This window comes from Halobacillus alkaliphilus (assembly GCF_900113125.1).
In the GTDB taxonomy this organism is placed as follows: Bacteria; Bacillota; Bacilli; order Bacillales; family Halobacillaceae; genus Halobacillus; species Halobacillus alkaliphilus.
In genome coordinates, this window is the sequence record NZ_FOOG01000073.1 from 1 (window position 1) to 7,992 (window position 7,992).

At 42.3% G+C, this 7,992-nt stretch carries 7 protein-coding genes; 5 read left to right on the forward strand and 2 right to left on the reverse strand.

What is annotated here, in order from left to right; all coding sequences use genetic code 11:
* Nucleotides 1-197: 197 nt before the first annotated feature.
* Nucleotides 198-1,427, forward strand: coding sequence for an NAD(P)/FAD-dependent oxidoreductase (locus tag BMZ06_RS19885; RefSeq protein ID WP_089754912.1), 1,230 nt, complete (start codon nt 198-200; stop codon nt 1,425-1,427).
* 50 nt (nt 1,428-1,477) lie between these two features.
* Here BMZ06_RS19885 and BMZ06_RS19890 read toward each other — a convergent pair whose 3' ends face one another.
* Nucleotides 1,478-1,852, reverse strand: coding sequence for a winged helix-turn-helix transcriptional regulator (locus BMZ06_RS19890; protein WP_089754914.1), 375 nt, complete (start codon nt 1,850-1,852; stop codon nt 1,478-1,480).
* Entirely contained in the window at nt 1,839-2,066 is a 228-nt protein-coding gene (locus BMZ06_RS19895) for a hypothetical protein (protein WP_089754916.1), read from the reverse strand. The genes BMZ06_RS19890 and BMZ06_RS19895 overlap by 14 nt, the downstream gene beginning before the upstream one ends.
* Nucleotides 2,067-2,328: 262 nt before the next feature.
* On the opposite strand from BMZ06_RS19895, the gene BMZ06_RS19900 reads away from it, so the two are divergent.
* The 4 genes from BMZ06_RS19900 (at nt 2,329) to BMZ06_RS19915 (ending at nt 7,839) form a co-directional block, all read left to right on the forward strand.
* Entirely contained in the window at nt 2,329-4,038 is a 1,710-nt protein-coding gene (locus BMZ06_RS19900; RefSeq protein WP_089754918.1) for an ABC transporter ATP-binding protein, read from the forward strand.
* Nucleotides 4,038-5,846, forward strand: coding sequence for an ABC transporter ATP-binding protein (locus BMZ06_RS19905; protein WP_089754920.1), 1,809 nt, complete (start codon nt 4,038-4,040; stop codon nt 5,844-5,846). The genes BMZ06_RS19900 and BMZ06_RS19905 overlap by 1 nt, the downstream gene beginning before the upstream one ends.
* A 73-nt stretch (nt 5,847-5,919) precedes the next feature.
* Nucleotides 5,920-6,825 carry a vanadium-dependent haloperoxidase gene (locus tag BMZ06_RS19910; RefSeq protein ID WP_089754922.1) on the forward strand — a complete coding sequence of 302 codons (906 nt, stop codon included), beginning with the start codon at nt 5,920-5,922 and terminating at the stop codon, nt 6,823-6,825.
* Between the two features lie 120 nt (nt 6,826-6,945).
* A complete protein-coding gene (locus BMZ06_RS19915) occupies nt 6,946-7,839 on the forward strand; it encodes an RluA family pseudouridine synthase (RefSeq protein ID WP_089754926.1) in 894 nt (297 codons plus the stop codon).
* The last annotated feature ends 153 nt before the right edge of the window (nt 7,840-7,992 follow it).

The window sequence follows — 7,992 nt, forward strand, 5'->3', positions numbered from 1 at the left end:
AGCGAGTTATTTCCCCACCAACCCTCATCCCCATTTTAGTAACGGACCCATTTATCTCGAAACTGAGTCTTCAACAAACGGGAGCTTATCTTTAACAGCAGTGTGAAGAATAATCTGAGCGAATTATATAAAAATGACATAGCTTACCCGTTTCATACTCATACTAATACTATATAAAATGGGTAAGGAGCGGAGTTATGAATATACAGTCAGGAACGTATTATTGGCCGGAGACATTTAGCGATAAACCAACTTATCCAGCTCTGGAAGAGGACATTACTTGTGATGTACTGATCGTAGGAGGGGGCAGTTCTGGTGCTCAATGTGCTTATTATTTTGCGGACAAGGGAATGGATGTTGTCGTTATTGAAAGTGGAGAAATTGGTCTCGGAAGCACCAGTACGAATACATGCCTGCTTCAATCCTCGGGCGAGAAATTATTCACGGATCTCATTCACGTTTTTGGCGATGACTATGTAACAAGGCACTTGCAATTATGTCAGGAAGCAATAGATGAAATAGAGACAGCGTGCAGCCGAATGGCTTTTGATGCTGAATTCAAGCGCAGGGACACTCTTTATTACGTGAGCAAAGATGCTGACTTACTTCCTTTGCAGCAGGAGTGCGAGTGGCTTCAAGGGCGTGGTACGCCAGTTAGATGGGTTACCGAAGAATGGATCAGCCGGCATTATTCCTTTACCAAGCAGGGAGGCATTTTCTCGAAAAATGACGGAGAGATGAATCCTTTTATTTTCACTCATGGACTTCTTCACTATGCTTTCAGTAAAGGCGTAAGGATTTTTGAACATACAAAGATGACGGGAGAGTATTACGAGAAAGAAGAACCTGTCATCACCACAAACCGTGGGCATAAAATTCGTGCTAAACAAGTGATCTATGCTGCAGGCTATTACGATATGGACATAAATAAAGAAAAGAAAGCACGTTTTGTAAGTACGTACACGGTAACGACCGACCCGGTAGACCGTTTTAGCGGCTGGTATGACCGTACGTTGATCTGGGAGACGGCCCGACCGTATGTTTTTATCAGGACGACGAAAGATAACCGCATTATTATCGGGGGACTGGATGAAGAAACAGAGCACCCAGAAGAACGGGATGGAAAGCTTGTGCATAAGCGCAAGAGACTTATGGAAGAGTTAAAAAAACTTTTTCCAAATATAAACACGAGCCCGGCCTATTATTCAGCTGCTTTTTATGGTGGTATGGTAGATGGTCTTCCTATGATCGGGGAATATAAAGAGTATCCAAATAGCTACTTCCTGTTGGGCTACGGTGATAACGGAACGGTTTACAGTATGATTCTTGCAAAAATTCTAAGGGACTGGATCGTAGATGAGAAGAAAGATGATTATCAGCTCTATCAAACTAATCGCCCGTTAAAGAAAAAGAAACTCTATAAATGAAAAAAACAGCTTCCTGACTCGATCAGGAAGCTGTTTTTTGATGAGCAAGTTTAACCAAATTCATCCTGGGTTTGCTTATTAATAAGCCGGGCCATTTCTTTTTTAGAGGTTGACATCCGCTTATGCTCAAGACCCCATTCGTTCATGATGGTTAAAAAAGAAGCCGTCGTTTTGCCGTAGGGGGTAATGCGGTATTCCACTTTTGGGGGAACCATTTCGTAGTCTATACGTTCGATTAATCCGTCGTCTGTAAGTTTTCTTAGTTCGCGGGATAGAATACGAGAAGAAATTTCACCATCAATCTCTCGTCTTAACTGATTAAATCTCATGGGTTTTTCATGAAGGAGCTTCCATAAAATGAGTCCCTTCCATTTACCGCAGACAATCTCCAGGGTGATCTCAATACCTGTCTCAGTTTCTTTCACCCTTTTCACCTCGTCTCAAATTATTTTCGTGGTCATTCTTTTCACGTGCCTTGTGATACCCGGCGATTATTCCCTGGGCATAGACCTTATTTAGCACATTCATGGTATGGGGAACGAATTGATCCTCATCAATCTCTGAAATCCGGTCAAGCAAGTCTATAAGCTCAAGCAGCTCATCCGTAACTGGGAATATGGGTTTAACGTTATTCCTCACTCATTCACCTACTCTTTCCTCCGAAACACTGGTACTGTAATTTTATTTTGTTTTTCGTTGGACGACAAGTACTTACAATTTTGTTACTATTCTATTCTTGCTAAGCTGTTATAAACGAGTGACAAATAAAGTACGATTGAAGAGATGCGACCTAAGCCATTCTTCTAAGAGATAAACGTAGTAAAATGAGTTAGATAGTAGGCTGTCTTTCATTACTCCTGTATAATAGTAAACAATTTCTTACATAACCGGAGGCTCCTTTATGCGCAAGATTCTTTCCTATGCCAAAAATTATAAAGCTCCAGCATTTATAGCCTTAGCTCTTATGGGGATAGAGCTTATTGTGGAATTGGTTCAGCCTTTACTAATGGCGCGAATCATCGACGAAGGAATTCTTAAGGAAGATTTCTCGATCATTTCTGGATGGGGAGGGCTGCTATTAGGTCTTTCCTTATTAGCTTTCGCAGCCGGAATTACGAATTCTTTTTTTGCAGCTAAGCTCAGCCAGGGCGTAGGCTATGATTTACGACGAGATCTCTTTGCGAAAGTTCAGCAATTTACAAATGAAAACTTCCAATCCTTTTCCACTCCTGGATTAATTACCAGAATGACCAATGATGTAACTCAAATTCAGAACTTTCTTTTTATGTTTGTTCGAATAGCGCTCCGGGCTCCGCTGTTTATTGTTTTTGCCGTAATCATGGCCTTAAGTATTGATGCAGGCTTAGCTCTTCTAATTGTCGTTGCTGTCCCAGTATTTCTACTGTTTCTTTTCTGGGTGTTATTCAAAGGGGTGAAGCTTTTTAAGCTTGTACAAAATAAGCTAGATCGCGTGAACACCGTGATTCGTGAAAACTTAACCGGCATCCGCCTCATTAAAGGGTTTAACCGTGGCGATTATGAAGAAAACCGATTTAAAGAAGTGAATGATTCTTTAGTTGATAAAAACAAACGGGCACTCTGGCTGATGGAAACCACCATGCCGGTCGTTATGCTGGGTATGAATATCACGATCCTCCTCATCATTTGGCTAGGGGCTGAAAACATAAGAACAGGAAATGTACAGGCAGGGGAATTGGTCGCCCTGATTAATTATGCCACCCGAATCATGTTTACATTTTCTATTTTCACCTTCCTCATTATGGTTTTTTCCAGAGGGAATGCTTCGGCTCACAGATTAGGTGAGGTGCTGGAAGAACGCACTCCTTCTTATCTGTCTGAAACAAGCGGCAAAAAAACTGAGTTAAAAGGAGGTCTCTTATTTGACCAGGTCACCTATAGGCCAGGTGGTGAAGAAGTTCTCCATCAGGTGAGCTTCCGCGTGCGAGCCGGGGAAACTGTAGGCATACTGGGCGAGACAGGCTCTGGTAAGAGTTCCTTATTAAGACTTATACCCCGATTATATGAAAAACAATCGGGTCAACTCTATTTAGACGATAATGAAATCAGCGAACTGGATGTGAAGCACCTTAGATCGCAGATTAGTCTGGTTCCTCAGGATATTCATCTGTTTTCAGGGAGTATCCGCGAAAACATTCTATGGGGAAAAGAAAATGCTGAAATGGGTGAAGTAATCGAGGCGGCACAGAAAGCACAAATTCACTCTTTCATTCTTACTCTTTCAGATGGGTACGATACGATTCTTGGTCAAAAAGGTTTGAGCCTCTCCGGAGGGCAGAAACAGCGCTTATCTATCGCCAGAGCCCTTATTCGTAAACCAGCGATCTTAATTTTGGATGACAGCACAAGCGCACTCGATGCTCATACAGAGACCGAATTGCTTCGCACCCTTGAAAAAGAGGCTTGCACTGTGTTCATGGTGGCTCAGAAAATCAGTTCTTTAAAGCAAGCCCAAAAAATCCTTCTCCTGGAGGATGGGCATTTAATCGCCGAAGGTACTCATCAAACGCTCCTCGCACACAGTCCATACTATCGTGAAGTTTACATGTCCCAGCAAGAGGAGGCGGAATAATGGCAGAAAAATCAGGGCGTCCTCCCATACGACGCCATCAAGGCATCGGTACAGCACCACCGAAGATTGATAATATTCATTCCACTTTAAAAAGGATCTGGCATTACATGGCAGATAAGAAAAAGCGTTTTTATACTGTTCTTGCCGTCATTCTCTTAAGTTCTTCTCTATCTCTTCTGGGTCCGTATTTTCTCGGGGTAACGGTAGATTTAGCTATTGCTGAACCAAGTTCAGGTGACGTTATCATCATGCTTGGATGGCTTCTGCTTATTTACGCTTTCCATTCATTGTTCTTGTGGCTTCAGAATTATTGGATGATCGGTATCGCTCAGGATACCGTGTACTCCATGCGTAATCATTTGTTTTCTCATTTACAACGGCTTCCAGTGATCTTTTTTCAGCAGCGTCAGCAGGGGGAGTTAATGAGTCGCTTAACCAACGATATGGAAAATGTGAGCCGTACCTTAAATACAGCGGTTGTTCAATTTTTTACGAGTGTCCTTACGATCATAGGAACCGTGGGTATTATGATCTGGCTGAGTCCCATGCTGACTCTTATGACGTTGACGATTGTTCCTGTTATGTACTTTGGTATGAAGTGGATCACGAAGCGGACAGGGGAGTTTTTTAAGAAACAGCAAAAGGATCTTGGGGACGTTAACGGGTACGTGGAGGAAATGTTTTCAGGGCAGAATATTATTTCGATGTTTTCGAGAGAAGAAAGAGTGATTGAGGATTTTGAAGCGAAAAACGCAGCCCTAAAACATTCCGGTTACTGGGCTCAAGTATATACAGGCTTTATTCCGAAACTAATGAATATGTTGAACAACGCGAGCTTCGCTATTATAGTCGGAGCGGGCGGGCTGCTCGCTTTAAACGGATTTATTTCCATTGGTATTATCGTTACATTCACCACTTATTCTCGACAATTCACAAGACCTTTAAATGATCTTGCTAATCAATTCAACATGATTCTTTCTGCTGTTGCAGGAGCTGAACGGGTTTTCCAGATTATTGATGTATCAGAAGAAAAATCAGATGAAGAACAAGCGGAAGCGGCCGGTACTCTTATGGGCGATGTTGAATTCAGGGATGTGGATTTCTCATATGAAGATAAGCAGCAAACATTAGCCAACATTACCTTTCAGGCCGAACGCGGCCAGACAGTAGCTTTAGTAGGCCCTACAGGTGCTGGGAAAACAACCATCATATCTTTACTCTCCCGTTTTTACGACCCTGATCAAGGCGAAATTTTAATTGATGGAAAAAATATAAAATCTATTACCCGAGACAGTTTGAGAAATCAGATGGGAGTGGTATTGCAAGATGCAACCATGTTCTATACAACTATTCGGGAGAATATTCGATACGGGTGGCTGGAAGCTTCGGATAAAGAGGTAGAGGATGCAGCCAAGGCAGCTCATGCACATGATTTTATTACAAAACTGCCGAATGGATATGATACCTGGCTTGATTCAGATGGAGGAGGAGTTAGTCATGGACAGCGTCAATTACTGTCTATTGCCCGCGCGATGATTGCTTCTCCGGCCTTATTAATATTGGATGAAGCCACGAGCAGTATTGATACCGTGACAGAAATGAAAATAAATGATGCTTTATCCAGACTAATGAAGGGACGGACGAGCTTTGTTATTGCTCATCGTCTGAATACGATTCGGTCGGCTGACTTAATTATTGTCCTGGAAGAAGGAAAAATTGTGGAGAAGGGCAGCCACCAAAAACTTGTCGGTCAAAACGGCTTCTATGCTGATCTGGTTAAAACTCAGCAGGCAGGAAGTGGAGGATAACGGACTTTGAAGGTGGAACGTTTACACCCTGAAGATTGTCCTTCCATATTCTAATATGGAAGGGGGTGAAGATATGGCTCATGAAAAAAGAGCTTATCCACTTTGGACCGAACTTCCATATGCAGGTACAGACCATTTTCCTACCATTGCGGGAGGGGTGGAACCAGACGCCGGAGAGTGGAAGACTTACTTTATTCAACACAGCCGGCGCCACGGATTCAAGAAATTAGACGGACGTCCGATCCGGTTAGCGATCAAAGATCCGAATACCATTGATTGGTACGCCCAATTAAAAGTTGTAAAGCATACAGTCGCGAATTTATCCGAACGAGAAAAAACAATTGCCGAGTATTGGGGAGCTGGTCCTGCTTCCAAACAATGGGTCCCCATCGTAGATCGGCTAATTGACACGTACGGGATAGAAGCGCCTAGAGCAGCCCGAATTTTAGGTGCGCTGTTCGGCGGTATGAATGACGCTTTTGTCGTAGCCTGGGCATTGAAATATAAATGGCTGGTCCCAAGACCTAACCAATTGGATCAACATTTGGCGACTTACATTTGTACACCTTTGCATCCATCTTATCCTTCAGGCCACGCCTCAATTTCAGGAGCAGCTGAAGTTATTCTAAGTTACTTCTTTCCATCAGAACGCCAGAAACTTCATTATCTAGCTGAAGAAAATGCCCAGTCGAGGTTATTCGCAGGTGTTCATTATCCTGTAGACAATTCGGAAGGGCTTCGATTAGGAAGACAGATTGGCAGGATTGTGGTGGAAGAACTTAAGAAAGATAATGTAAATGGATTGCTGATCGATCGCTCTTCACGTGAATATAGAAATGCTGACATCATTCCTCGAACATATGAGCAGGCTATCCCATTTGATTATGATGAAAAATGTGATTCTCTCTTACTTCGGGAGGATGAATCGAATGGACGCTCGTCCACCAATGATTGGATCGACCCTAAATTATTTATTTAAGAAAGAGATTTATATTAATAAAAGAGCAGCCTCTGGTGCTGCTCTTTTTCCATTTGCGGGGTAGAAGAGCTAGTGAGATGGTAAACTAGACAAGAGTACAAGAAATAAGGAGGAAGTTATGTGGCTCGAAGAAAAAATAATGCACCTAAAAATAGCTTTACCGTAGAGCAGTCTGATGAATTATTGCCTTTTTTGTTAAGAATGTTACCCGAAACAGGCCGAAATTCAGTGAAGTCTGTTCTTAAGCGAGGACAAGTTCTGGTAGAGGATGAAGTACAAACCAGGCATGACCATAAATTACAGCCAGGGCAGAAGATCACAATCGTAAAAAATAAAACCTATAAACGGAAAGCCACATTAACAGGTCTGTCGATTCTACACGAAGATGAAGATTTAATCGTCATTGATAAGAGTGCCGGACTATTATCGATAGGTTCTCCAAAAGAAAAACAGGAGACCGCCCATCGGCAGCTGATGAATTATGTAAAAAGTAAAAATCCAAACCACAGAATTTTTGTTGTACATCGTTTGGACCGTGATACATCAGGAGTTATGCTGTTCGCCAAAAACGAAGAAGCGAAATTAAAACTCCAGCAGTCGTGGAAAAAAATGGTCAAAGAGCGTAAGTATGCGGCATTAGTGGAAGGCTCGCCCAAGGAACCTGAAGGCACTATCGAGTCATACGTAAAGGAAAGTAAAACGCTGAAAATGTTTACTACTAAAAATCCTAAAGGAGCTCAGCACGCGATCACTCATTATAAAAAAGTACAGGGGAATGCTAATTTAACTTTACTTGAGGTCCAACTGGAGACTGGCAGAAAAAATCAAATTCGTGTGCATATGCAGGAAATTGGACATCCAATTGCCGGCGATAAAAAATATGGAGCACGTACAAATCCAATTAAAAGGTTAGGTCTTCACGCCCATGTTCTTGCTTTTCAACACCCTAGTAACAAAAAAGTAATGCGGTTTGAATCCTCCATTCCTAAACCCTTTCTATCCAATTCAAGATAATTGAAAAAAGGGCTCCATTATAGTTTATTGTTGATTGTTAATTAAGAGGCTTATTACACAATAGGGCCGGATTGTGGAAGACTCGATTTCGAGATATTGGGTATGAGGAAGGTCCTCCGGGGGACGATTTCGCTTTCCGTGGGCATGTGGTAA

Bases quoted from the DNA above. Each gene is read 5' to 3' on its own strand.
- BMZ06_RS19885 (WP_089754912.1), top strand. From the start codon at position 198: ATGAATATACAGTCAGGAACGTATTATTGGCCGGAGACATTTAGCGAT.
- BMZ06_RS19900 (WP_089754918.1), top strand. From the start codon at position 2,329: ATGCGCAAGATTCTTTCCTATGCCAAAAATTATAAAGCTCCAGCATTT.
- BMZ06_RS19905 (WP_089754920.1), top strand. From the start codon at position 4,038: ATGGCAGAAAAATCAGGGCGTCCTCCCATACGACGCCATCAAGGCATC.
- BMZ06_RS19910 (WP_089754922.1), top strand. From the start codon at position 5,920: ATGGCTCATGAAAAAAGAGCTTATCCACTTTGGACCGAACTTCCATAT.